Raw genomic sequence first — 23863 nt, 5'->3', positions numbered from 1 at the left:
AAAGACCCTTATAGGGTCAGAGCAAACCACCCGTTCTACGGGTGGTTATGATTTAGAATGAATAATCAAGTTAAATGCACTCAATGGCGATAGAATCGGCTTTTTTGAAAACTGTCGATATGCTATGTAGTTTTAAAATCGGGTGCGTTATGTTATAATATGGACTGAAAACATGCTAAATCCATAGGAGGCGTTATGAACAGTCTAGTCACGCGATTATTGGAATTGGCAGAATCGATGACAAAAGGAACACGCAAGAAAATCGCAGAGAAACCGGTCACGCCTGAGCAACAAATTGAGGCCGAACCTTGCGAGGCGAGCGAAACCGATTTATACGATCATCGTATTATCAGTGTTGAGGAAGATGCGATTAACCGCATTTTGAAAGCTCAATTGCGAAATCACTGGTTATTTTATTCTGTTACCTTTGAGTTTGAAAATAACAATAAGGTCTACATGGGGATTATTACAACCCTCGGGACCGTTATTAATATAGAATTTACCATCGAAGATTTTTGGTTTGACGACTATGCTTCGAGTTTTTCCATAAAATTGAATATGTCCGACGTCGATATGGGCGGCTTTATTATGAATACGATTGTTCATTTATTGGGCAATTGGAGCCTCAGCCTGTTGGGCACCTTCTTTAACCCCTTTGAAATTATCGGTGACGGGTCGACGGTGCGTTTTGAAAAAAAAGGCATCATCCGTTTTGATTTGTCCCCGGACAGTCCGATTCGCCGTTTAATTTCTTGGCCGAATCGCTGTACGAATGCTAAAGGACCGGTTATCTTAATTAATGCCCGTTCGGAACAGTCTGTACTTCGTTTGGAATACTATGCCTTCCGCGATGAGGTGGAGACCTATAATATTCCGGAAGTGCCCGTGAAAACCAGCTGGGTTCGTTCCATTGACTTGGCAGCAGCGTTGTTATTGCCGATTGGTGTGTGGATCAGTTTTATCATCCTTCACCACTATTTGCCGGCGGAGACGATTGAATTCTCCTTTTCCACATATTTCCTTATTTCTTTGGGGATTTTGTGTATCAGTTTTATCGTCATGAACATTCCGCGCTATATTTACATGTATTTTGATTCCCGTAAAAAATGGCAAAGTGTCTTTGTCCATAATAATATTAAGATTCAAATGCGTAAATTGCAGCGCCGTATTCAGATTCAACAGGTAGCGCTCAAGGGGAACGGGAAGGAAACCGATGCGGAAAGTCAGGCGAATATTCGCGACTTACTCTTGCAGATTCGTGATAAACGCTTTTTGGCACAGCGTCTTAAAATCGCTGATGAAGACCGCGACCGTAAACAGAAAATTAAGTTTATTATTGCCTATATCGTATGTACCTTGTTGGAATGGATTTTGTTGATTCACTAGGCCGTCGAATTGTGATATATTGAAATAAGAAGATTTACTAAAAAATATAAAGAAAGGGTGCTCTATATGTCGAAAAGAAATATTCAAGAGGAAAATCAAGATAAAATTATTATTACATCAAAAACATCTGAAGATTTGGCTAAAAGAATGAAAGCTTTATCGGCAGAAATTCTTAAACGAAACCAAAATTTGTATAAAAGATTGGAAAATAGATGAATAAGATTATACATTTATTAATCGATGATATTATACAGTTTCATAAGGATTTAGAAGCATCTTCCGTTATGAAATCGGGAATCCATTATTTAAACTTATTGGAATCGGCGGTTAATACCCCGTTTCAAACATTTGGTGGAGAAGACTTATATCCTACAACTTATGATAAAGCAGCACAACTTTGTTATGGTTTAGCTAAAAACCATGCTTTTACTGATGGAAATAAGCGAATAGCATTTCACTCTATGCAAATATATCTAGCGTTAGAAGAAATTAATTTAACTTATACCGATGATGAAGCTGAGGCATTAATTATTGGTGTTGCTGATAATTCTGTATCAGTAGACATGCTAAAAGAGTGGCTCATTCAACATTCAGCTTAATATTTATGTAAATAAAGAAATATTATAAAAATATTTGGAACCTCCTTGTCGATATATTTTAAATTGAATGTATTTCAATAAGGAGGTGTTTTTATGGAAGAAATTCTAACAGCGACGGCTAATTACGGATTCCCCATGGTGGTTGCGGCGTATTTATTGATACGTCTGGAACACAAAATGGATTCACTGAGTGCGTCGATTAATGAATTGGTTTTTACCTTAAAAACCTATGACCATAAATAAAAAAATACGTACAGAAGTAAGAAGAACACGTTGCAGCGAATAGGCACTGTAGCGTGTTCTTTTATATATTTACAAATTGATTTCGCAGAGTGAGATTACTATATAAAAAATAGACACTAAAAGTACCTGTAAATAGAATACTCTTTAGTGTCTAAAGTAAATTATAGGGTTTGATGTTTATCGTTGCTGCTCGTGATTCAGTGGACTTGCCACTCTCGTTCGTTGCGGGCGGGCTACTCGTTTCTGCGGCCAGATAGCCGGTAAGCCGTATTTGTTCGGTTTTGACGAACCGGGGATGACGAGTAGGATTAAGTTTACAATCCAAATGAGTACTGCGAAGGCGGCACTGGTAGATTTAATCGGCAAGTACGGGTAGGTAAAAGCGATGAATATACACCATAAAATACCTATAACGCCGTGGAATGAAAAGTCTTGGAAGCGCCTTGCATAGAGTACGAAATAGAAGGACAAGAGGACCGAGTGGCCCAAAAAACTTAATATACGGACACCCCAATAGGCAATGAGGATAACTACACTATCCATCATTGTGGCAATCATGGTGTTGAACAGTCCGACTACGATGGTCATGCCGATGAGGCCGATTAAGAATTGTAATCGGTTCAAGCGCCCTTGCAGATATAATATTTTTATTTGCTTGACATAACCCCAACGGGTAATGGTAAAGGCGATAAGCCCCATTACAAACGCCTGGCCTATGTTAAATAGAATATCCATAAAATCTTCCTTTACTAGTAATAGAACTTCATTATTATATCATATTTAAATATTTGACGCCATATAGGGCGTTTTTTTAACAAATTGCATAATAATAAGTTAAAAAATATGTAAAGAATGGGAAAAGTTCTTCACCGTAAATAGTAAGGGGAAACGATTAAAATTAAGTTAAAAGGGGATACATAAAAAGACGCAACAGGGAGAAACTGCTGCGCCTTTTAGAGAGAAAGGATTAATGAGATGTATATCCAAGAGGTAATGGTGTGTAGGACATTACCTCTGAGGACATCGTGTTAATAATTTAACATTAATTTTTTATAAGAATGATGTATGCCATACTAGCGAATTATGTTACGAAGGCCTTTTACAAGGAAGAGGGCCACTACGATACCGATACCGCTGGTTAAGAAGGAAGCCGGTAAATTACCTACGGCTACCATAAAGCTGTCCAATACGTATGCCCAAGCTACCAAATAGCCAAGGGCTGTCCAAACGGCACCGACCAGCATGGCGCTCAAAAGACGGGCAAAGGTTGCTTCCCGAGCTTTTAACGGATTAGGACGAAAACCGACAATCATGTAGCCTACAACGAGGCCGGAAATACCCTTGATTACGATGGAGAACAGGGTATACGCTGAATGGCCCATGACTAAGTCGAATAGACCTGAGCCGATGGCACCGGCAAGTCCGCCGTAGAGTCCGCCAAAGAGGGCTGAAATAGTAAACAGCGCAGCGGAACCGAGGTGAACCATGCCGCCACCGGGTAATGGAATAAGAAACGTGGTAGCTAAGGCACAGATGGCGGATAGCATACCGATATAAATAATATCTCGAACTGTTAAATTCACAACAAAGACCTCCCAAGACAGTCCCTTTAGTGACTGTCTATTTTTTATTTCAAATTTATTTAATTAACGCGGTCAAACGTCCCAAGAGGCGTTCAAACAACAAGCCGTCACGCATGGAGCCGATGGTTTCGTGCGTATATTTTACGGCATCGGTGGTAAAGTTGGCGGCGATTTCGGCACTCTTTAAGGTGTCGTAGCCCTGCATCAAAGCGCCGGTTAAGACAGCGGTGAAAATGTCGCCCGTGCCGTGAGCTTTTACCGGTACAAGGCTGGTGCTTACCAATTGTAATTCATCGGTTTCGCCGTCGTAAACAGCTACGATGGCTTCTGTCTGATGAGGTACACCGGACATGATGACATGACGGGGACCTAATTCGTGAAGTTCTTTACAAAGCTGACGAATTTTAGCTTCATCCACTGTTTCCGGTTCATATTTATGACCCAAGAGGAAGCTTGCTTCCGTGTAATTTGGTTTAATAATATCCGCATGAGCAATGAGTTTGCGCATTTCCTGTACCATCGTGTCGTTATAAACGGAGTATAATTTGCCGTCATCCGCCATGGCCGGATCGACGATGATTGGTTTATCTTGGCCAAAGCGTTCAATCGCTTCGATTACGATGTGGATTTGTTCCGGGGAAGCGAGGAAACCGCTCTGAATGGCATCAAAGGTGATGCCGTTTTTTTCCCAGCAATCCATGAACGGACGAAGATGTTCGGAGAAGTCGACCATTTCATAGTTTGGGTATTCCAAGTGGTTGCACAGTAAAGCCGTTGGGAACGGTACCGCTTGGGAGCCGAAGGCGCTGAGGAGCGGCATGGCTACCGTAAGGGAACAACGACCAATGGAGCTCATATCTTGAATGGAAAGGACTACCGGAACTGGATTCATAAACATACCTCTTTTCTAAAAATAGGCTTACCAAAGGGCAAGCACGTTTGATTTCGTTTGTATGAATAACATTTTAAAAAAATATGTGTCATATGTAAATATACAGAATTTATATTTTTGATAGGACAGATGGAAAGATGTATACAGAACACATGTACTAAATTGAGAATTACTGCATCGCAAATGACCACGACTCGTGTATAATATATATATAAAAATTATCAACTAAGGAGTGTGATGATTGGTGGGTACCTATTTATTTAAACGTCTCATCGGAGCCGTGGTTGTTATGTGGGCCATAATTACGATTACCTTTATGCTCATGCATGCCATCCCGGGCGGACCGTTTACGGAAGAAAAGAAATTGCCGCCTCAGATTAAGGCGACCATTGAAGCAACCTATCATTTGAATGATCCGGTTTGGGTTCAGTACACAGATTATATGAAGCATGTGGTGCAGTTTGATTTGGGACCGTCCTATAAGTACTTGGGCCGTTCCGTCAATGATATTATTGGCGAGTCGTTCCCCGTGTCGGCACAGCTGGGCCTTGGCGCCTTGGTGTTTGCCGTAATTGGCGGCGTGGCGGCCGGTATCGGCAGTGCGTTGAAGCCGAACACATGGCTGGACTATATCATAACCTTCGGATCTACCTTGGGAATTTCCGTGCCTACCTTTATCATCGGGGCACTTCTGGTATATTGGTTGGGCTTTGTGTGGCCGATTTTTCCGGTGGCGCTGTGGAAGGGACCGGCCTATATGGTGTTGCCGATTTTGACCTTGGGGGCACAGCCGATGGCGTTTATTGCCCGACTTACCCGCTCCACCATGCTCGACGTCATGCAGCAGGAGTACATTAAAACGGCACGGGCCAAAGGCTTAGCCAATTGGGATGTTATTATGAAACATGCCATAGGAAATGCTATCTTACCTGTTTTGACTTATTTGGGGCCGCTGGCGGCGGCGCTGCTTACGGGTAGTTTTATCGTAGAAACAATTTTCGCCATTCCGGGGCTTGGGAAGTATTTCGTAACATCCATCTATAATCGCGACTATACGGTTATTTTAGGGGTTACCATTTTCTACAGTGCTCTCGTAGTAGGTTTTAACCTGTTGGTGGATTTATTGTATCCATTCGTAGATCCGCGCGTTACTATGGAAGAGGAGGATGAGTCATGAAGCTGACCGACGATTTCTTGCCGTTGCGTGCTCATGGCACGACGGCCGATGTGACCGCCGAAGTGGTGTATCGTCCGCGTCCCAATGCGTGGCATCGCTTAAAAGAAAATAAATTGGCTCTCTTTGGGCTGTTCATTATTATATGCATGTTGTTACTGGCTATCGTAGGGCCGTGGTTATCGCCGTATACCTATGCGGATCAGAATCTGGCGGAAGCCAATCAGGCACCGTCAGCGGCGCATTGGTTCGGTACCGATACGCTGGGCCGTGATTTATATGTGCGCGTTGTGTATGGCGCTCGTATTTCCTTGGCTGTCGGTTTTGTGGCAGCCGCTATTAACCTCGCTATCGGCGTTATTTACGGCGGCGTAGCGGGCTTCTTCGGCGGCAAAGTAGACAGACTCATGATGAGTTTTGTAGATATTTTGTACGGTATTCCGCTGTTATTATATGTAATTTTGCTCATGGTGGTCTTATCGCCGGGTTTAACCTCCATATTTATCGCCCTTGGTATCGCGTATTGGCTCACTATGGCGCGTATTGTGCGCAGCCGCATTGTGACGCTAAAGAATGAAGAATATGTGCTCGCAGCGCGTTCTATGGGCGTGCCGGCGTCGCGTATTTTATTCCGTCATATGTTGCCGAACTGTGTGGGACCGATCATCATTACTATGACCTTGGCCATTCCGGAAGCCATTTTTACGGAAGCCTTTTTAAGCTTTATCGGTCTCGGTGTCAGTGCCCCTATGGCGAGCTGGGGGGTGCTTGCGGCGGAAGGGATTAACTCCATTCGTTCCTATCCGTTCCAATTGGTGGCGCCGGCCTTGGCCATTGCCATTACCATGCTTGGCTTTACATTCTTTGGGGACGGCCTTCGTAATGCCTTGGATCCGAAAGGAGAGGTGAAACGATGAGTTTAGTTACTATGGAAAATTTACGCGTAACCTTTCATACCTTTGCCGGTGATGTAGAGGTTGTACGCGATGTATCGCTTAAGTTAGAGGCCGGGGAAGTGCTGGGCATCGTAGGTGAATCGGGGTGCGGTAAGTCTGTTACGGTACAGGCTTTAATGGGCTTATTGCCGCGAGATATTACTACGGTGAAGGCCGAGGCGCTTCAAGTGGCCGATACGGATTGTAAAGATTTCGGTGAAGCGTCATGGCGCCATTTGCGTGGCTCTTCTGTAGCTATGGTGTTTCAAGATCCTATGACGGCGCTGAATCCTATTTTATCTGTCGGCACGCAGCTGATTGAATCTATTAAGTTACGGGCCAAACGAAGCGGGGAAACTTTGGGCGATGTGAAGGCGGAAGCGGCAGCATTACTCCAAAAAGTAGGCATTTCCGATCCGGACCGCCGTTTAGCACAGTATCCCCATGAACTTAGTGGCGGCATGCGGCAACGTGTGGTCATTGCCATGGCCTTAGCGGGCAAGCCGCGCCTATTACTGGCCGATGAGCCGACGACGGCCCTCGATGTGACGACGGAGGCACAAATTTTATTGCTTCTAAAAGAGTTAATAAAAACGGAACACATGGGGCTTATTATTATTTCCCATAATTTGCGGGTCATTGCTCAAATGTGTGACCGTATGGCCGTTATGTATGCCGGTCAGATTGTGGAAGAAGGTACAGTGGAAGCTTTATTGGGAAATCCGCGTCATCCGTATTTACAAGGCCTTTTACAATCACTGCCGACTATGGCCACGACTAAATTGCAGGCTATCGGCGGTCAGCCGCCGGATTTATACAGTTTGCCGATGGGGTGTTCTTTCCATCCCCGTTGTCCTAAAGCAATGCGAATTTGCGCCCGGGAAATGCCACGATTGGAAAATAATTTACGCTGTTGGCTGGCTAAGGCTAAAATTACGCCGTGTCCTACGGTGTCGGGCGAATTACTGGAGAAATGTGATGCTTATTGTAATCGCTTAGCCGCTGCGAATGATGCCGAAGGGCAATCAGTTGAGGGCGAGCCGGCGACTGCAACGGCGCCTCTTGGGGCGACAAATAATACCAACGCAGAAGGGACGGTGAAGTCATGAATATTTGGGAAACCCATGATTTAACGAAGCATTTTACCGTTCGACGCGGTTTTTTAAAACAAAATAGTCAATTGGTGCGCGCGTTGGAAGGTGTGTCGCTGTCACAGGCTGAAGGCGAAACATTAGGCCTGGTAGGGGAATCGGGCTGCGGTAAATCCACTTTCGGGCGTACGCTCATGGGCCTCTATCCGAAAACATCGGGCCGCATTGTTGTGGCGGGCCGTGAAATTGAGAGTCCCGCCGATCAAGAACATGTATTGCAGCATATTCAAATGGTGTTCCAGGATCCCTATGCGTCCTTGAATCCGCGTATGACGGTGCGGCAAAGCCTCTTGGAACCGTTAACGGTGCGGACTACCGGTCATGTGTCGCTCAGTGAAGCCGACAAATTAGCGAAAGTGGATGCCGTCTTGGAACAGGTGGGACTCACAAAGGCGCAGGGCGAACGATATCCGCACGAATTCAGTGGCGGCCAGCGTCAGCGTATCGGCATCGGTCGAGCCCTTATCAGTGAGCCGCAGTGTATAATCTGCGATGAACCGATTTCCGCCTTGGACGTGTCTATTCAGGTACAAATTGTGTCGCTTCTGGAGCACTTGCAGGCGGAGCGCCGTATCAGTTACGTATTCATTTCCCATGATTTGAACATGGTTCGTTATATCAGTCAGCGGATTGCGGTTATGTATTTGGGCGCTGTGGTGGAAGAAGGGCCGACGAAGGCCGTTTATGAAAACCCGCTCCACCCGTATACACAGGCCTTGATTCAGTTAAATGCGCCGTTGGCGCCGCATATGAGTATCGGACCGGTGCTGGCCGGTGAAGTACCGAGCCCGCTGGCTAATATTACAGGCTGTCCTTTTGCATCGCGTTGCCCGGAAGTGACAAGTCAATGCAAGGAAGCCAAACCGCCGCTCGTTATGCGTGAAGGGCGCAAGGTAGCCTGTTGGCGGCGTTAGGAGGTTTTTAGTATGGAAAAAATTCTTGCCGGCAAAGGGCTTGGCATAGAGTTGGATGAATTAATTCAGGACATGGCACCGGACGGGGAAATTTCCTATTTGGTGGCCCGTCTTGATGATGAAAAAGATATGGCTGAAATTGCCGGTCGCGGTATTACGATGGTTCATGCCAGCGCCAGTATGATTAAAGTGCTTATTATGGCCGCTTTGTTTAAAAAAGTGGCAGACGGCGATTTAGCTTTGGATATGACCATGAGTCTTAAAGAGTCGCCACGCGTTTTGGGTGGCGGGGCCCTGCAGGAACTCGATTTAAACCATCGTTTTTCCTATTTGGAACTGTGCCGACTCATGATGGTACTTAGCGATAATTGGGCGACCAATTTGTTGATTAAAAAACTCGGCATGGCGACGGTTAACGAATTCGCTGAGTCTATAGGCCTACAGGCTACGCGTCTTAAGCGCTATATGATGGACAGCAAGGCACGAGCGGAGGGCCGTGAAAATGTTATGACCGTCTTGGACCTCATGACTTTATATGAGTACATTTACGTTCAGCGTGAATCGGGGCCTTTAGGTCACGAAATGTGGCAACTACTGGGCCGTCAGCAGTTTCGCGATAAGCTGCCGTTTTACTGGGGAGAAGACGTGGTGTTTCACCATAAAACGGGCGTTCTCGACGATGTGGAACATGATGGCGGTTTGTTGCCCCTCGTTAAAGGTACCTTCGGTATCATTGTGTTTATTTCGAAGGTGCCCAACACGGAAGGCATACTGTTGGGGGCACGAATGGGCCGCTGTATTAAAGAGTTTTTAGAAAATAAATTGCCTTAATCGGCACATAAGGAGTCGCGTATGAAACGATATGTGATGTACAGTGTATTGCTTATACTAATAATGGGGCTGGTACTCATGACGGGGTGCAGTCGCAGCGGCGAGGCGATTCCGCCGGACACCTTGCGCTATGCCTTGGAGCAGGAACCGTCCACTTTGGACCCGGCTAAATCGTCAACCTTGCCGGAGTCTTCCGTGGAGCTGGCCGTGTTTGAAGGCCTTACCCGATTAAATGCTAAAGATGTACCGGAACCGGCGGTGGCCAAGTCGTGGACAATTTCACCGGATGGGTTGACCTATATTTTCTATCTTCGTCCCGAAGCTACCTGGTCCGATGGCAAGCCCGTAACGGCTCATGATTTTGAGTATGCGTGGAAACGGGCGTTAAATCCCGAAGTAGCGGCTAACAATGCGTTTATGCTCTATGTTTTGAAAAACGGCGAAGCTTATAATACGGAAAAAGCGAAGGCCGAAGATGTAGGCGTTAAGGCTGTTGACGATCATACCTTGTTGGTGACCTTGGAATCGCCGACACCGTATTTCTTGGGGTTGACGGCTTTTCACGCGTACTATCCGGTACGTGAAGACATCGTATCGCAGGCACCTGATACTTGGGCTACGTCGGCGGCTACGCTTATCGGCAACGGACCGTTTAAACTGGTGAAATGGCAACACAGTGCAGAATTGCAGTTTGTTAAAAACGATAAATATTGGGATGCTGCTTCCGTTAAGTTAAAAGGCATGGAATGGCCTATCAGTGAATCTCAAAGCACACGTCTTACCCTTGCTGAAGGGGGCGCTGTAGATATCATGGTAGAGCCGCCCGTGGCCGACCAGGAGCGTTTGACGAAGCTGGGCCTTTTCAAAGTGGCGCCATCCTTGGGGACCTATTATTATGTGTTTAATGTAACGGCCCCGCCGTTTGATAATCCATTGGTGCGCAAAGCGTTTTCCATGGTTATCGACCGTAAGGTTATAGTTGATACCATAGTTCATGGCGGCAAAACGCCGGCTTACGCTTTTGTGCCACCGGGACTGACTGATGAAGCGACGAATCAGGATTTTAGAGCCGAAGGGGGCAATTTGGTGGCCTATAATGTGGCGGAAGCGAAGAAACTTTTGGCCGAAGCCGGTTACGGACCGAATAAACCGTTGCCGCCGGTGACGATTTTGTATAATACCAATGAAATGCATAAGGCCATTGCCGAAGCGGTACAGGCCATTTGGAAGAATGAATTGGGGGCTACCGTAGAACTTCAGAATCAGGAAACGAAGGTATTCATGGCGAACCGTGAAGAAGGGCATTATCAGGTGGCGCGGGCGTCGTGGATTGGTGACTATGCGGATCCGCAGACGTTCCTCGATGTGTTCTATGATTCCGCCAATGATGCGCAATATCACAGTGAAGCGTATAATGCTTTGATAGAACGAATTCATAACACGACGGATGTGAAACTGCGTAACGAACTTATGCATGAAGCGGAAGCTATGATTTTTGATGACACTGTGGTTATGCCGATTTACTTCACTACCACACCGTATGTGGCGCGTGATACGGTGGACGGCTATTACTGGTCAAGTTTGGGTACCATAGAGTTTAAGCACGCCTTTCGTAAATAAGTGAAAGTGTATAGATAACGAGTATAGCCAATGAGTACATTGGCTATATTCAATGAGTAGTGGATAGGAGAAGTAGTGATGGATTGGATTTTGCCAAAACGGTTACAACCGGGCATGACATTGGCCTTTACGGCGCCGGCCTCGGCAACGGAAGAAAATCTGGACGCGTTGAAGGCTTTGGTTGAAGCCAGGGGGTATAAGGCTGTATTCGGGGCGTCCTGTTATCGTCACGGTCTCTATGGCGGTACGCCGGAGGAACAGGCCGCGGAATTTAATACCTTTATGACGGACTCCGATTGTGATGCGGTAATTGCCTTGCGTGGCGGTTACGGCACAGTGCGTTATTTGGATTTATTGGATTATGAAGGCATTCGCAAGGGGCAAAAGCCTTTTGTGGGGTATAGCGATTGTACGGCGTTACATACGGCCATCGGTCGCTACAGCCGTTTGGTCACCTATCACGGACCGATGGGCGTAGATTGGTTAAAACCGGGGCGTGAAAACGATGTAGCTCACTTATTTGATTTGCTTGAGGGTAAAACTTCCGTAATCGAGCCTTTATTGGCGCCGCCACGGGGCTTTATCGGTGCCAATATGGAAGAAGGCAGGCTCATGGGTGGTAATTTAGCCATTCTTTGCAGCTTAGGCGGTACTCCTTATGCACCGGCCCTTGAAGATTGGGACGATGCCATTTTACTGTTGGAGGATATTGGTGAACCGCCTTATAAAATAGATAGAATGCTCCAGCAATTGCGCCGTCAAGGCGTTCTGAGTCGCGTTAAAGGGGTGGCTCTCGGTACGTTTACAAACTGTGAAGACGAAGACGAGCCGGATTATGAAATCGGCGCTCATGTATTGGATTACATGATGGCTGAACGATCGCAAGATGCACCGGAACCTTTTGTCTGCTATGTACCAACCGGTCACGGCACGCCTCATCAGGCTTTGCCGCTGGGAAGCTATGTAAGTTTCAGAGCTATTTCCAATACATTGGTGCTGTTTCCTTATTGTGAGGGGCATTCGTTTGTAAAGGATCCGATGACGGAGCCAACCGACTCTGTTGATGCATTGTCGGAGGGGAATCCTATTGCCAATTTAACGGAGGGGAACCATATTGCTGATTCAAAGGTTGCTAACGCTGTGGCGGAGCTGCCTAATGATGGTTCTTTGGCAGCTCGTGAAGCTTGCCTTCACGAAGCCATTCAGAACATAGAGCAGGCGCTTATCGATTTGTCCGCTTATTTACATGCCAATCCCGAAGTAGGTCTTACGGAACATAAAGCGGTGGCTGCTATTACGAAGTTTTTGGCTGACCGGAATTTCAGAGTAAAGACGGACGTCAGTGACGGCCGCATTCCGGAGCTTGCCACATCCCTTAAAGCGGATAAAGGGAATTCGGACAGTGCCTATAAAATGGCTTTTCTCGGTGAATATGATGCCTTGCCGGGGCTTGGTCACGGCTGCGGTCATAATTTGATTGCGGCCATGAGCATCGGGGCGGCCATCGGTTTTGCGGCGGCTGTACCGGAAGCATTGACCACCTTCTTCGGTTGTCCCGCCGAAGAGACCGTAGGGGGCAAAGTCTTTATGGCCGATGCAGGCGTATTTAACGGCTATGCCGGTGCTTTGTTGACACATCCGGCGGATGTAAATGAGCTGGGCGGTTCTTCTTTGGCCAGTCACCCGTTGGAAGTGAAATTTATCGGTCGTTCCGCTCATGTGGCGGATTTAGAAGACAGGGGTATTAATGCCTTGGATTGTGCGGTTGCTTTATATGCTGCGGTGAATGAGCTAAAAGCGCAGTGGGGCGATGAAGTGGTTATCGGTCAAATCTTCACCGAAGCGGGTGAAGCGCCGAACATGATTCCCGCTGAAGCTGTATTACACATGACCGTCAGAGCCCATACGGTGGAGTTTTTAGAAGAGATTGTTTTGCCAACCGTAAAAGCTAAGGCCCTTGAAATTGCCAAAGCGAAAGGTGCCGAAGTTAAGCTTCGCCACTATGAACCGCTGTTTAAAGACTTGCGCGAAGACCGAACTTGGCGTGATTTAGCGCAACAGGTCATGACGGAGTGGGGCGCCACACCGACGATGCTTCCCAATGATGTGGCGGAAGGAAGCACCGACATGGGCAATGTGTCCCATGTGGCACCGACGGTACAATTGACTTTGGCCATCGGTGAAAACATGGGTCTTCATACACCGGAATTTGCGGCCCGCGCCGGTTCACCGGAGGGGCTCGCTATGATTCAAAAAGGGGCGCATATTATGGCGCTTACCGCACTACGCCATTGGTGGCAGTATGGTCGCGATTTTGACAGAGCTGTAAAAAAAGGGTAAAATATATATGGTTAAATTAAGCCGTCTTTTTAGAGACGGCTTTTACATTAGATGAGCGGTTGGGAGATGACTGATGAGTGTACTAACGGTGTCACATGTGACGCATGGCTTCGGCGCCCGTCAAATTTTGGATGATGCGTCGTTTCGACTATTAAAAGGTGAACATGTTGGCTTAATCGGCGCTAATGGCGAAGGTAAGTCTACGTTTTTAAATATTATAACCGGTAAAATTTTGCCTGATGAAGGCACGGTGCAATGGTCCAATAAGGGTACCGTAGGTTATTTGGATCAGCATAGCGTATTGGCCGAAGGGCAGACTATACGCGACGTGCTACGCGATGCGTTCAGCGATTTATTTGAATTGGATAAAGAGTTACAGGCCGCTTACATGGAGATGACGGACTGTGACGAAGCGCGCATGAATGAGCTCTTGGAGAAAACCGGTGAGTGGCAGGAAGAGTTGGAGCACCGCGGTTTTTACGAAATCGATGCCACCATCGAGCGCACGGCGCAGGGCCTCGGGCTTGTAGACATCGGTCTCGACCGTCTCGTTAACGAATTGAGCGGCGGTCAGCGTACGAAGGTATTATTGACGAAGCTCTTATTGCAAAAACCGACCATATTGCTCTTGGATGAACCGACCAACTATTTGGACGTGGAGCATATTGAGTGGCTTAAGAATTATTTGCAAAATTATGAAAACGCCTTTATCCTCATCTCTCATGATATGGAGTTCTTAAATTCCGTAGTCAATGTGATTTATCACATCGAACAGGCGCAGTTGACGCGTTATACGGGGAACTACGAACAGTTCCTTGCAGCTTATGAAGTGCAGCGTGCGCAAGCGGTGAAAGCCTATGAGCGGCAGCAACAGGAAATTGCCCGCATGGAAGACTTCATTCAGCGTAATAAGGCTCGCGTGGCGACGCGCGGCATGGCCAATTCCAGGGCTAAGCGCTTAGAGAAAATGGAGATTTTGGACAAACCGAAGGTTCATTTGGAAGTGTCCTTTGGTTTTAAAGAAGGCCGTACGCCTAGCCGCTTCGTAGTAAGCGCCAAAGATTTGGTGCTTGGTTATGATTCGGCCTTGACTAAACCGGTGGATGTGGTGCTTGAACGAAACCAGAAAATTGCCGTACGCGGTGTGAATGGTCTCGGCAAAACAACGCTTCTCAAAACATTGTTGGGGTTAATCAAACCCTTTGCCGGTGAGGTGGAACGAGGCGACTTTTTACAAGTGGGCTATTTTGAACAGGAAGACAGTGCTCATAATGATATGACAGCACTTGATTATATTTGGAATGCATATCCGGCCATGACGAATGCGGAAGTACGGGCAGCATTGGCTCGTTGCGGGCTAACCAACGAGCACATTACAAGTCAGATGCGCGTCTTGTCGGGCGGTGAAAATGCAAAAGTACGACTCTGCAAATTGATGCAGGAGCCGTACAATGTGTTGGTTTTGGACGAACCGACGAATCATTTGGACGTAGCCGCCAAGGAAGAATTGGCCGATGCGTTACGTCGTTTTAAAGGAACGATTTTGGTAGTCAGCCATGAGCCGGAGTTTTATCGCTCTTGGATTACCGATGAGTGGAACGTGGAATCGTGGACGACTAAAATCGTATAGGAGGTCTTGTCATGAAAGAACAGGCCAGCGAGGGTGTTGCACAGTTTTTAACAGCCTTGGGCATTGATTTAAAAGCGGCTGATATGGAGAAAACGCCGCAACGGGTGGCCGGTTTATATGAAGAGTTGTTTGCCGGCATGAATAAGTCCAGCGCTGAGATTTGGGGCGATATTTTCCCTACCGAGTACAAAGGCTTGGTAGCGGTAACGAATATTCCTTTCTATTCTGTATGTGAACATCATTTGATGCCTTTTTTCGGCACTGCCGATATTATTTACCAACCGAAGGATGGTCGTGTAGCAGGGCTCAGTAAGCTCAGTGATTTGGTGAACTTGTTTGCCCATCGGCCGCAGCTCCAGGAGCGCATGACTCGTGAGATTGCGACGGCTTTGGAGACGGATTTGGAAGCGGAAGGCGTGATGGTACGCATTAAAGCAACACATTTGTGTATGCTTATTAAAGGCGAGTTGCAACAAGGAACGGCCGTTGTAACCATGGAATGTCGCGGCGTGTTAAGCCGGACGGGACAGCTTCGGGAAGAAGCTTTGACTATTTTAGGAGGTTCAACGGATGTTCAAACGACGCAGTTATAAATGGGACGACGGTAGAACGTTGGTGCTCAATAACAGTACCTTGATTATGGGAATTTTAAACGGAACCCCCGATTCATTCTCCGACGGTGGCAAATATAATACACCGACAGCGGCTATCGCGCATGCTCGTGAAATGGAAATGCAGGGCGCCGATTTAATCGACCTTGGCGTAGAATCGACCCGTTCCGGTCATACGCATATTTCGGTGGCAGAAGAAATCAGCCGTATGGAGGCGCTCTTGGGTCCTGTATTGGAAGCCACCAAGGTGCCGATTTCCATTGATACCTATCGGGCGGAAACGGCGGATTATGCACTGTCCCATGGGGCTCATATCCTCAACGATATTTGGGGTCTTCGTTACGACCCCGATATTGCGGCCGTAGCGGCTAAACACAAGGTGCCGGTTATCATCATGCACAACCAGAACGATACGAATTACGGCGATATCATCGAAGACATGAAAGCCTTTTTCTTTGCGTCTGTGGACATTGCCTTAAAAGAAGGAATTTTACCGCAGAACATTTGGCTTGATCCGGGAATCGGCATTTTTTGCAAAACGGGCGAGCAGAATATTGAGGTTATGCAGCGTCTCGGCGAATTGACGGCCTATGAATACCCTGTTTTGTTGGCGCCGAGTCGTAAGCGTTTTATCGGGGCCATGCTCAATGATTGCCCGCCGGATCAACGTGACGAGGGCACTGTGGCCGCTTGTATTACGGGCTTAATTCAGGGGATAGATATGGTGCGCGTGCACAATGTAGATATGCACAAAAAAGCATTGACCGTAGCGGATGCCTTGCTGAGAGGAGAGTTCTAATGGATAAGATTGTTTTAAAAAATATGGGCTTTTTCGGGTATCATGGGAACTTGGAATCGGAAAACAGTCAGGGCCAGCGTTTTTTTGTGGATGTAACGATTTTAATCGATTTGACTAAAGCCGGTCAGTCCGACGATTTGGCGGATTCCATTAATTATGTAGAGGTATATAATACGGTGGAACGTGTCGTGACGGGGGAACCGCAGAAATTATTGGAAAAAGTGGGTACTTTGATTGCCGATGAATTATGGAATAATTATCGCGGCATTATCGGTCTCGCTGTGGCCATTCGTAAACCGGCCGTGCCGATTCCGGGCATGCTGGATTATGCGGAAATTACCATTACGCGAGGTCAAATGTAGGTGAGACTTTTTGATGAAATATATCTATTATCTCAGTTTGGGATCTAATTTAGGTGACCGTGAGCAATATTTGGCCAATGCCATTGAGGGTTTGCGGCGTCATGAAAATATTGAGTCGGTGACGCCATCCAAATGGCTGGAAACGGCGCCTTGGGGTAACACGAATCAGGGGCCGTTTTTAAACGGAGCCTGTAAAGTTGTGACTACTTTGGTGCCGGAAGCCATGCTGCAGGTGATGCAGGCGCTTGAAAAAGCGGCCGGCCGAGAACGATTGGTTCATTGGGGGCCCCGTACACTTGATCTCGATATCGTGTGGGCTGAAAAAGAAGACGGACGCCTCATAGAGGTGCAAAGTGAAACACTGACGATTCCTCATCCTTATTTGTGGGACAGGGCGTTTGTTTTAGTGCCGCTCAGTGAATTGTATCCCAACTTTATTTTTCAGGGGCAGGCTATTGGGGACAGAATAAAAGAATTGGACGAAGCATAATTGTAAGGAATATGGGCATACTCAAGCGGTGAAATCACTAGACCACGGCAGCGAATAAATGGGTAAATTTATTTGGCTGACATGAAGGTAATGATTCATTGATGAGTTTCGATATTGATGTTATAATAGGCTCATTCAAGCAGTACGTGACGATGAGGACTAGAATATGGCAGAGGAGATAAAAAAAGGCCCTCGTGCGGGCCATAGGGAACGACCGAAACGTAATAAAATTATAATGTGGGCACAAATCATTATACTTGCGTTGGGTCTTATCTTTATTTTGCGCACGATGTATGATATTTATGTTATCAAACAACAGCAGCATCAGTTACAACTTCAAATCGAAGAATTGAAGAAGAGCAATGAAGCACTGGAACAGGATAAACAGCGTCTTCAGGATCCAAAAGAGATTGAAGGAGTAGCACGGGATGAATTGGGTTTGGTAAAACCGGGCGAAGTACCGTATGTGAAATAGGAAACTGAAAAATCGGTACGCGAGCAGTGTATTTACGGCATTTTTACGGGGCTATAATTTATTCTTATGTAAGTTGTACATTCGTTAAATATCAGTTGACAAGGTTTTTCAAAGCCCTATATAATTAAACTAGTGTGCATGTATTACGGCACAACGTTTTTAGTAATTTTAGGAGGACATTGGGTTAGCATGGCCATTGAAGTAGGTAGTGTTCTTGAAGGCACTGTTACGGGGATCACGAAATTTGGTGCGTTTGTGGACTTAGGTAACAAACAAACGGGTTTGGTGCACATTTCAGAAGTTGCGAATGAATATGTGGAAAATATTTCGGATTTTATTAAAGAAGCAGACACAGTTAAGGTTAAAGTTTTGAGTGTGGATGAAAAAGGTAAGATTAGCTTATCGATTAAGCAAACATTACCTAAACCGGAAGCTGCGCCAAGAGCGCCAAAGACTGAGAATCGTGAACCTAGAGAACGCGAGTTCCGCCCACGCCAGCATGACGGGCATGCTCGCAGTGCTCACGATGGTAATCGCCGTAATTCTTTTGAACGCAAAAGCGGCGGTATGTCCTTTGAAGATAAAATGAGTCGTTTCTTAAAAGACAGCGAAGAACGATTGACGGATTTAAAACGAAATACCGAATCCAAACGTGGCGGTCGTGGAGGTCGCAGAGATTAAACAGTGAGATGATGCGAAGCTTCGCATCATCTTTTTATTTATAGCCGGTTGGCATTATATTTTAATTGTGATTGTGATTTTAATTGTGATTGTGATTGTGATTGTGATTGTGATTGATGATTGATGATTGACTTATAGTTCCGGTATATTTTGGAGGAAAACTATGGCAGATACAACAGTAAAAGCGGCAATCGTTGATTTAGGCTCCAATTCGTTACGTTTGTTGCTCGGCACCTATGACGGTAAAGAGTGGCACAATGAGCCGAAACGCCTTTGGACTACGCGCCTCGGTAAAAGAGCGGCAGATGGTCAATTGACCGAAGAGGCTATGACGCGTAGTTTGGATGCGTTAAAAGAAATCCAAGGGCTAATCGGAAGTTATGGCGCTACTCGTGTAGTAGGGGTGGCCACCAGTGCCGTGCGTGAAGCTTCTAACGGTGAGGCATTCATGGCAGAGGCGGTTAAAGTTTGTCCGATGGAGCCGAATGTGATTACCGGTGAAGAAGAGGCGGCTCTCGGATTTGCCGGCGCTATAAGCTCATTCCCCGGTGATGAACGCCATTTCGGTTTAATCGATATCGGCGGGGGCAGTACGGAAATCGCGCTCGGTACAGCCGAAGGGGCCTACTGGAATCGTTCTTACCCGATTGGAGCGGTACGTCTCAAAGAACGTTCCGATGAAGGTCCTCAGGAAGTGTGGCAGGAGACGCGGCCTTGGTTTGATCCGTTGCCAATCGAAGGACCTTTTGGCGAGTTCATTGCTGTAGGCGGCACGGCTACGACCTTGGCGGCTATGCATCTTAAAATGACGGAATATAATCCGGGCCTCATTCAGGGGCATCAGTTGACGCGTGCCGTTATTGAAGGCATGATTTTGGAACTTCGTTATATGACGCCGGAAGAGCGGGTACAGGTACCGGGCTTACCGGCTACCAGAGCGGATATTATTGTGGCCGGCGCCGAAATTTTAACATCCTTCATGGATTGGCACGAAATTCCTCATGTTATCGTGAGTGAACGAGACGGCATGGAAGGAATGCAACAACATTTGGTGAAATAAATATATAGTGCTGAAAAGATAGTGAGAAGGGAGGTGGACACATGGTTAACATTGAAAAGAAGGAGCTTATTATTGCATCCTTTGAAAATAAAGTAGCAGCCTTTGCCCAAAAGCATGGTACGGTGCCACCAGACAGTAAAGTACTGGTAGCTTGTTCCGGCGGGCCCGATTCGATGGCGCTTTTGCATTGGCTTATGGCTACTAAAGGTGAGGGCACTGAGGCGGCTCTCGCAATCGGTGTGGCCTGTGTAGACCATTCCTTGCGAGTTGAAAGTAAAGCCGAGCTGGCTATGGTAGCGCATTATGCGAAGGCCCATGACTTACCGTTCTATCCCCTCACTATTGATGCAGTCGCGGCGGCCGAGCAATCCGGTGAATCTGTCGAAACGACCGGTCGCCGTTTGCGCTATGAGTTTTTCAGAAGCATTTGCCAAGCTGAAGGTTACGATTATATTGCCACGGCTCATCATGAAAACGACCAGGCGGAAACTATTTTGGCTCATCTCATTCGCGGCAGCGGTACGGCCGGGCTCACCGGCATGCAAGTAATCGCGGACGATCTTTGGCGCCCCTTCTTAGGCGTTACGAAAGAAGAGATTTTAGCGTATGTGAAGGCATTGGTGTTGCCCTTTGCTCACGACAAGACAAATGACGAGCCTATTTATATGCGCAACCGTTTGAGACTGGAAGTGCTGCCTTTATTAAAAGAGTTTAATCCTAATATTGTGGCAACATTGGCTCGGTTAGGTGAGCATATGGGGCAGGATGAGGCTTTTTTGACCGCTGAAGCAAAGCGAAAATTTAACGAATTGTGCATTGTGTGTACCAAAAAAGAATCGGGCACGCCGTATATAGAGTTAAAGCGAAATGAAGTGGCCGCTTTGCCGGATGCTTTATTTTATCGTTTGTGGCGATATGTGTTTGGTCTTTTTGACATAAAAAATACTTTCTCCGGTGCTCATGTAGCCGAACTCAGACAAGTGGTAAAGGGCAAAAAAAGAAAACAATTTATGTGTTCACAGGTGAAGGTTGCGGCGCAATATGATATAATACAAATTGGACGTTTAGTAGCATTTGATTTGAAAATGACTCAATATCGCATAAGGGAATTACGAGCACTTACATGGGCAGGGCCGGCGGTGGAGCCGATGCCTTTAAAAAACGGAGAGAATCTGTTAATTCCGCGCCGATTGGCAGCTAAGGGCCCTGAAATTCGACAGCGTAAGGCCGGTGACCGTATAGTGTTGACGCGTCGCGACGGTCGTATATGGGGCCATAAAAAGCTGAAAGACTGGCTCATAGATCGTAAAGTGCCGACTGAGGAGCGGGATGCTTTATGGTTTGTATGCGGTGATAAGGTAGTTTTTTCAAAAGTGCAGCCGAAGACGACCACAATTGTGTGGGATGAGCAAACGAGTGAATATTGGGCTTGTTCTATCGAGGAGGAAAAGTAAATGTTAGATTCCATTAAGGAAGTATTAATCACTGAAGAAGCCTTGCGGGAACGGGTTGCCGAACTGGGCAAACAGATTTCTGCTGATTATAAAGGCGAGGACGTAGTTCTCGTGTGCGTATTAAAAGGGGCCGTAGTATTCTTTGCCGATTTGGCACGTGCCATTGAAGGCAATGTAGCATTAGATTTTATCTCTTGCTCCAGCTATGGCAACAGCACCGTAAGCAGCGGTGTAGTGCGCATTATGAAAGACTTGGACAAACCGGTAGAAGGCAAGCATGTCATTGTTGTTGAAGATATTGTAGATACAGGCAATACACTTCACTATTTATTGGAAAACTTAAAATCCCGTAACGCTAAAAGCGTTCGTTTGGTAGCGTTACTGAACAAACCGGATCGCCGCACGGTAGACGTGCACGTAGATTATCAGGGCTTTGTGATTCCTGATTATTTCGTAGTCGGTTACGGCTTGGATTACGCTGAAAGATTCCGTAATTTGCCATATATCGGCGTACTTAAAGAAGAAGTATACACATCAAAATAAATATAGACAATAATCAATATAAATTACAAATGCATTGTATGTTAACCTAAAATATGGTAATATGTTTATCAGAATATATTTTTTCGATATAGTGATGATAAATAAATCATATTGAGACATTTTGAAAGGGGTAATAGATTGGGTCGTTTTATGAAAAATGCACTGTTGTACATTTTGATTATTGTGGCAGCGGCTACAGTTATCAATTCGTTTTCCAGTACAAATACGGCAAAGTCAGAGATTAGTTACACCAGCTTTTTACAGTATGTAACGCAGAAGAAAGTAGACAGTATTACCATTACGGATAACCATGCCATTGTTGGTAAGCTTAAGAACGGTACGGAGTTCAGTACCTATGCTCCGACTGATCCTACTTTAATGAATCAGCTGACTACAAATGAAGTACAAATCACTGCAAAACCACCGGAACAACCTTCCTGGTGGATGGGCTTATTGAGCTCTGTATTGCCAATCTTCTTGTTGATTGGTGTTTGGTTCTTTATCATGCAGCAGACGCAGGGCAGTGGCGGTCGCGTTATGAACTTTGGCAAAAGTCGTGCTAAAATGCAGGGCGAAGGCAAGGTTAACGTAACCTTCAAAGATGTAGCCGGTGCGGATGAAGCTAAACAGGAATTGGAAGAAGTTGTAGAATTCTTGCGCAATCCGGGCAAATTTAATGCTATCGGCGCGAAAATCCCTAAAGGTGTTCTTTTATTCGGACCTCCGGGCACAGGTAAAACTTTATTGGCTCGTGCCGTAGCCGGGGAAGCGGGCGTACCGTTCTTCAGCATCAGTGGTTCCGACTTCGTAGAGATGTTCGTTGGTGTCGGTGCCTCTCGTGTACGTGACCTTTTCGGACAAGCTAAGAAGAATGCGCCTTGTATCATTTTCATCGACGAAATTGATGCGGTAGGTCGTCAACGTGGTGCCGGTCTCGGCGGCGGTCATGATGAACGTGAACAGACGTTGAACCAGTTACTCGTTGAAATGGACGGTTTCGGTGCTAACGAAGGTATTATTACCATTGCCGCTACCAACCGACCTGATATCTTGGATCCGGCTTTACTTCGTCCGGGTCGTTTCGACCGTCAGGTAACCGTAGATAAACCTGATTTACGCGGTCGTGAAGCTATCTTAAAAGTACATGCTCGCAACAAACCGTTGGCAGAGGATGTGGATTTACGCACAATTGCCAAAAAGACTCCGGGCTTTACCGGTGCCGATTTGAGCAACTTGTTGAATGAAGCTGCTTTGTTGGCTGCTCGTCAGAATCGTAAACAAGTTACTATGGCCGATTTGGAAGAAGCCAGTGAAAAAGTAAGTTACGGTCCGGAACGTCGCAGTCATGTAGTAAGCGACAAAGAACGTCGTTTGACGGCATATCATGAATCCGGTCATGCCATCGTGGCTCATTTGTTGCCTGATGCCGATCCGGTTCACAAAGTAACAATTATTCCGCGCGGTCGTGCCGGCGGTTACACCATGATGTTACCTGTGGAAGAACAGAATTATATGACAAAATCCCAGATGCTCGCACGTATCCGTGTAGCCTTGGGCGGTCGTTGTGCGGAAGCACTCGTATTGAAAGAAATCAGTAGCGGTGCGTCCGGCGATTTACAGCAAGTTACCAACATCGTTCGTCATATGATTACGCGCCTCGGTATGAGTGATGAATTGGGACCACTCGTATTCGGCGAACATCAGGAACAGGTGTTCTTAGGCCGCAGCCTTGGCCATGAACGCAACTATGGTGAAGCGGTAGCCGAAAAAATTGATGCGGAAATGCATAAAATTGTTTCGGAAGCCTATAATGACGTAATGCAGTTGTTATCCGATAATATCGAGTTCTTGCACAATATGGCGAATGTGCTCTTGGAAGAAGAAACAATTGACCATACTCAAATCGAGAACTTGTATAAATACGGAACTATTACGGACCCAAATACAGTGGAAGTAAATGGCGCTAAGAGTGCCTTGGAAGCAGCGGGAATTATCGTTCCTGATGCTATTGCCACCGAATCTGAAGGGGCAAATTCCGGTACAACTAACGGCGACACATCTGACACAAACAAATAATAATCGGTATACAC

General features: G+C 46.4%; 25 protein-coding genes. 22 read left to right on the top strand and 3 right to left on the bottom strand.

Annotated features, from left to right (window positions below; all coding sequences use genetic code 11):
• Positions 1 to 195 precede the first annotated feature (195 nt).
• The 4 genes from MXE28_RS02260 to MXE28_RS02245 all read left to right on the top strand — a co-directional run bounded on the left by MXE28_RS02260 (position 196) and on the right by MXE28_RS02245 (position 2228).
• Positions 196 to 1386, top strand: a complete 1191-nt coding sequence (locus tag MXE28_RS02260; RefSeq protein WP_021841282.1) for a hypothetical protein — start codon at positions 196 to 198, stop codon at positions 1384 to 1386.
• A 66-nt stretch (positions 1387 to 1452) separates the two neighbouring features.
• A complete protein-coding gene (locus tag MXE28_RS02255; RefSeq protein WP_021841283.1) occupies positions 1453 to 1602 on the top strand; it encodes a hypothetical protein in 150 nt (49 codons plus the stop codon).
• Positions 1599 to 1985 (top strand): type II toxin-antitoxin system death-on-curing family toxin, encoded by a 387-nt coding sequence (locus MXE28_RS02250; RefSeq protein WP_021841284.1) that lies wholly within the window; start codon positions 1599 to 1601, stop codon positions 1983 to 1985. Before MXE28_RS02255 ends, MXE28_RS02250 begins: the two co-directional genes overlap by 4 nt.
• Before the next feature lie 93 nt (positions 1986 to 2078).
• Complete coding sequence (locus tag MXE28_RS02245; RefSeq protein WP_021841285.1) at positions 2079 to 2228, top strand: YvrJ family protein; 150 nt, start codon at positions 2079 to 2081, stop codon at positions 2226 to 2228.
• A gap of 177 nt (positions 2229 to 2405) precedes the next feature.
• Here the strand turns inward: MXE28_RS02245 and MXE28_RS02240 are convergent, their stop codons facing one another.
• The 3 genes from MXE28_RS02240 to MXE28_RS02230 all read right to left on the bottom strand — a co-directional run bounded on the left by MXE28_RS02240 (position 2406) and on the right by MXE28_RS02230 (position 4703).
• Positions 2406 to 2963, bottom strand: a complete 558-nt coding sequence (locus MXE28_RS02240) for a DUF805 domain-containing protein (protein ID WP_156705201.1) — start codon at positions 2961 to 2963, stop codon at positions 2406 to 2408.
• Positions 2964 to 3301: 338 nt separating this feature from the next.
• Positions 3302 to 3811: an ECF transporter S component gene (locus MXE28_RS02235; protein ID WP_021840837.1), complete on the bottom strand. Its 510-nt coding sequence runs from the start codon at positions 3809 to 3811 to the stop codon at positions 3302 to 3304.
• Positions 3812 to 3866: 55 nt separating this feature from the next.
• The gene (locus MXE28_RS02230; RefSeq protein WP_021840838.1) at positions 3867 to 4703 is read right to left on the bottom strand and encodes a pyridoxamine kinase; all 837 of its coding nucleotides are present in this window, start codon (positions 4701 to 4703) and stop codon (positions 3867 to 3869) included.
• A 244-nt stretch (positions 4704 to 4947) separates the two neighbouring features.
• Here MXE28_RS02230 and MXE28_RS02225 point away from each other — a divergent pair, with 244 nt between their 5' ends.
• The 18 genes from MXE28_RS02225 (at position 4948) to ftsH (ending at position 23849) form a co-directional block, all read left to right on the top strand.
• A complete protein-coding gene (locus tag MXE28_RS02225; protein ID WP_156705223.1) occupies positions 4948 to 5880 on the top strand; it encodes an ABC transporter permease in 933 nt (310 codons plus the stop codon).
• Positions 5877 to 6794, top strand: a complete 918-nt coding sequence (locus tag MXE28_RS02220) for an ABC transporter permease (protein ID WP_156705203.1) — start codon at positions 5877 to 5879, stop codon at positions 6792 to 6794. Before MXE28_RS02225 ends, MXE28_RS02220 begins: the two co-directional genes overlap by 4 nt.
• Complete coding sequence (locus tag MXE28_RS02215) at positions 6791 to 7921, top strand: ABC transporter ATP-binding protein (RefSeq protein ID WP_021840841.1); 1131 nt, start codon at positions 6791 to 6793, stop codon at positions 7919 to 7921. Before MXE28_RS02220 ends, MXE28_RS02215 begins: the two co-directional genes overlap by 4 nt.
• The gene (locus tag MXE28_RS02210; RefSeq protein WP_021840842.1) at positions 7918 to 8877 is read left to right on the top strand and encodes an oligopeptide/dipeptide ABC transporter ATP-binding protein; all 960 of its coding nucleotides are present in this window, start codon (positions 7918 to 7920) and stop codon (positions 8875 to 8877) included. Before MXE28_RS02215 ends, MXE28_RS02210 begins: the two co-directional genes overlap by 4 nt.
• Positions 8878 to 8889: 12 nt before the next feature.
• Positions 8890 to 9708 (top strand): serine hydrolase, encoded by an 819-nt coding sequence (locus MXE28_RS02205; RefSeq protein WP_021840843.1) that lies wholly within the window; start codon positions 8890 to 8892, stop codon positions 9706 to 9708.
• A gap of 63 nt (positions 9709 to 9771) precedes the next feature.
• On the top strand, positions 9772 to 11328 hold the full coding sequence (locus MXE28_RS02200; protein WP_247239756.1) for a peptide ABC transporter substrate-binding protein: 1557 nt from the start codon (positions 9772 to 9774) through the stop codon (positions 11326 to 11328).
• A 78-nt stretch (positions 11329 to 11406) separates the two neighbouring features.
• Positions 11407 to 13668, top strand: a complete 2262-nt coding sequence (locus tag MXE28_RS02195) for an LD-carboxypeptidase (protein WP_247239754.1) — start codon at positions 11407 to 11409, stop codon at positions 13666 to 13668.
• A gap of 73 nt (positions 13669 to 13741) precedes the next feature.
• Positions 13742 to 15298, top strand: a complete 1557-nt coding sequence (locus MXE28_RS02190; RefSeq protein WP_021840846.1) for an ABC-F family ATP-binding cassette domain-containing protein — start codon at positions 13742 to 13744, stop codon at positions 15296 to 15298.
• Between the two features lie 11 nt (positions 15299 to 15309).
• Complete coding sequence (gene folE, locus MXE28_RS02185; protein WP_127058425.1) at positions 15310 to 15891, top strand: GTP cyclohydrolase I; 582 nt, start codon at positions 15310 to 15312, stop codon at positions 15889 to 15891.
• Entirely contained in the window at positions 15869 to 16708 is an 840-nt protein-coding gene (gene folP / locus MXE28_RS02180) for a dihydropteroate synthase (protein ID WP_247239753.1), read from the top strand. Before folE ends, folP begins: the two co-directional genes overlap by 23 nt.
• Positions 16708 to 17070, top strand: a complete 363-nt coding sequence (gene folB, locus MXE28_RS02175; protein WP_021840849.1) for a dihydroneopterin aldolase — start codon at positions 16708 to 16710, stop codon at positions 17068 to 17070. The genes folP and folB overlap by 1 nt, the downstream gene beginning before the upstream one ends.
• A 13-nt stretch (positions 17071 to 17083) precedes the next feature.
• Positions 17084 to 17560, top strand: a complete 477-nt coding sequence (gene folK / locus MXE28_RS02170; protein ID WP_021840850.1) for a 2-amino-4-hydroxy-6-hydroxymethyldihydropteridine diphosphokinase — start codon at positions 17084 to 17086, stop codon at positions 17558 to 17560.
• Between the two features lie 166 nt (positions 17561 to 17726).
• The gene (locus tag MXE28_RS02165) at positions 17727 to 18035 is read left to right on the top strand and encodes a septum formation initiator family protein (RefSeq protein ID WP_021840851.1); all 309 of its coding nucleotides are present in this window, start codon (positions 17727 to 17729) and stop codon (positions 18033 to 18035) included.
• Between the two features lie 189 nt (positions 18036 to 18224).
• A complete protein-coding gene (locus MXE28_RS02160; protein ID WP_127058429.1) occupies positions 18225 to 18716 on the top strand; it encodes a S1 domain-containing RNA-binding protein in 492 nt (163 codons plus the stop codon).
• A 163-nt stretch (positions 18717 to 18879) separates the two neighbouring features.
• Positions 18880 to 19776, top strand: a complete 897-nt coding sequence (locus tag MXE28_RS02155) for a phosphatase (protein ID WP_247239752.1) — start codon at positions 18880 to 18882, stop codon at positions 19774 to 19776.
• 41 nt (positions 19777 to 19817) lie between these two features.
• Positions 19818 to 21230, top strand: coding sequence for a tRNA lysidine(34) synthetase TilS (gene tilS, locus MXE28_RS02150; RefSeq protein WP_021840854.1), 1413 nt, complete (start codon positions 19818 to 19820; stop codon positions 21228 to 21230).
• Positions 21231 to 21773 carry a hypoxanthine phosphoribosyltransferase gene (gene hpt / locus MXE28_RS02145; RefSeq protein ID WP_021840855.1) on the top strand — a complete coding sequence of 181 codons (543 nt, stop codon included), beginning with the start codon at positions 21231 to 21233 and terminating at the stop codon, positions 21771 to 21773.
• Between the two features lie 138 nt (positions 21774 to 21911).
• Complete coding sequence (gene ftsH, locus MXE28_RS02140; RefSeq protein WP_226974624.1) at positions 21912 to 23849, top strand: ATP-dependent zinc metalloprotease FtsH; 1938 nt, start codon at positions 21912 to 21914, stop codon at positions 23847 to 23849.
• Positions 23850 to 23863 lie beyond the last annotated feature (14 nt).

It is taken from the genome of Veillonella sp. KGMB01456 (assembly GCF_023051165.1).
GTDB lineage: Bacteria > Bacillota > Negativicutes > Veillonellales > Veillonellaceae > Veillonella_A.
The sequence above is the reverse complement of the archived record's forward strand: the minus strand, read 5'-3'. Positions and strand labels throughout refer to the sequence as shown.

Coding starts and splice junctions, on each gene's coding strand:
- MXE28_RS02260 (WP_021841282.1), top strand. CDS start 196: ATGAACAGTCTAGTCACGCGATTATTGGAATTGGCAGAATCGATGACA.
- MXE28_RS02255 (WP_021841283.1), top strand. CDS start 1,453: ATGTCGAAAAGAAATATTCAAGAGGAAAATCAAGATAAAATTATTATT.
- MXE28_RS02250 (WP_021841284.1), top strand. CDS start 1,599: ATGAATAAGATTATACATTTATTAATCGATGATATTATACAGTTTCAT.
- MXE28_RS02245 (WP_021841285.1), top strand. CDS start 2,079: ATGGAAGAAATTCTAACAGCGACGGCTAATTACGGATTCCCCATGGTG.
- MXE28_RS02240 (WP_156705201.1), bottom strand. CDS start 2,963: ATGGATATTCTATTTAACATAGGCCAGGCGTTTGTAATGGGGCTTATC.
- MXE28_RS02230 (WP_021840838.1), bottom strand. CDS start 4,703: ATGAATCCAGTTCCGGTAGTCCTTTCCATTCAAGATATGAGCTCCATT.
- MXE28_RS02220 (WP_156705203.1), top strand. CDS start 5,877: ATGAAGCTGACCGACGATTTCTTGCCGTTGCGTGCTCATGGCACGACG.
- MXE28_RS02215 (WP_021840841.1), top strand. CDS start 6,791: ATGAGTTTAGTTACTATGGAAAATTTACGCGTAACCTTTCATACCTTT.
- MXE28_RS02210 (WP_021840842.1), top strand. CDS start 7,918: ATGAATATTTGGGAAACCCATGATTTAACGAAGCATTTTACCGTTCGA.
- MXE28_RS02205 (WP_021840843.1), top strand. CDS start 8,890: ATGGAAAAAATTCTTGCCGGCAAAGGGCTTGGCATAGAGTTGGATGAA.
- MXE28_RS02200 (WP_247239756.1), top strand. CDS start 9,772: ATGGGGCTGGTACTCATGACGGGGTGCAGTCGCAGCGGCGAGGCGATT.
- MXE28_RS02195 (WP_247239754.1), top strand. CDS start 11,407: ATGGATTGGATTTTGCCAAAACGGTTACAACCGGGCATGACATTGGCC.
- MXE28_RS02190 (WP_021840846.1), top strand. CDS start 13,742: ATGAGTGTACTAACGGTGTCACATGTGACGCATGGCTTCGGCGCCCGT.
- folE (WP_127058425.1), top strand. CDS start 15,310: ATGAAAGAACAGGCCAGCGAGGGTGTTGCACAGTTTTTAACAGCCTTG.
- folP (WP_247239753.1), top strand. CDS start 15,869: ATGTTCAAACGACGCAGTTATAAATGGGACGACGGTAGAACGTTGGTG.
- folB (WP_021840849.1), top strand. CDS start 16,708: ATGGATAAGATTGTTTTAAAAAATATGGGCTTTTTCGGGTATCATGGG.
- folK (WP_021840850.1), top strand. CDS start 17,084: ATGAAATATATCTATTATCTCAGTTTGGGATCTAATTTAGGTGACCGT.
- MXE28_RS02165 (WP_021840851.1), top strand. CDS start 17,727: ATGGCAGAGGAGATAAAAAAAGGCCCTCGTGCGGGCCATAGGGAACGA.
- MXE28_RS02160 (WP_127058429.1), top strand. CDS start 18,225: ATGGCCATTGAAGTAGGTAGTGTTCTTGAAGGCACTGTTACGGGGATC.
- MXE28_RS02155 (WP_247239752.1), top strand. CDS start 18,880: ATGGCAGATACAACAGTAAAAGCGGCAATCGTTGATTTAGGCTCCAAT.
- tilS (WP_021840854.1), top strand. CDS start 19,818: ATGGTTAACATTGAAAAGAAGGAGCTTATTATTGCATCCTTTGAAAAT.
- hpt (WP_021840855.1), top strand. CDS start 21,231: ATGTTAGATTCCATTAAGGAAGTATTAATCACTGAAGAAGCCTTGCGG.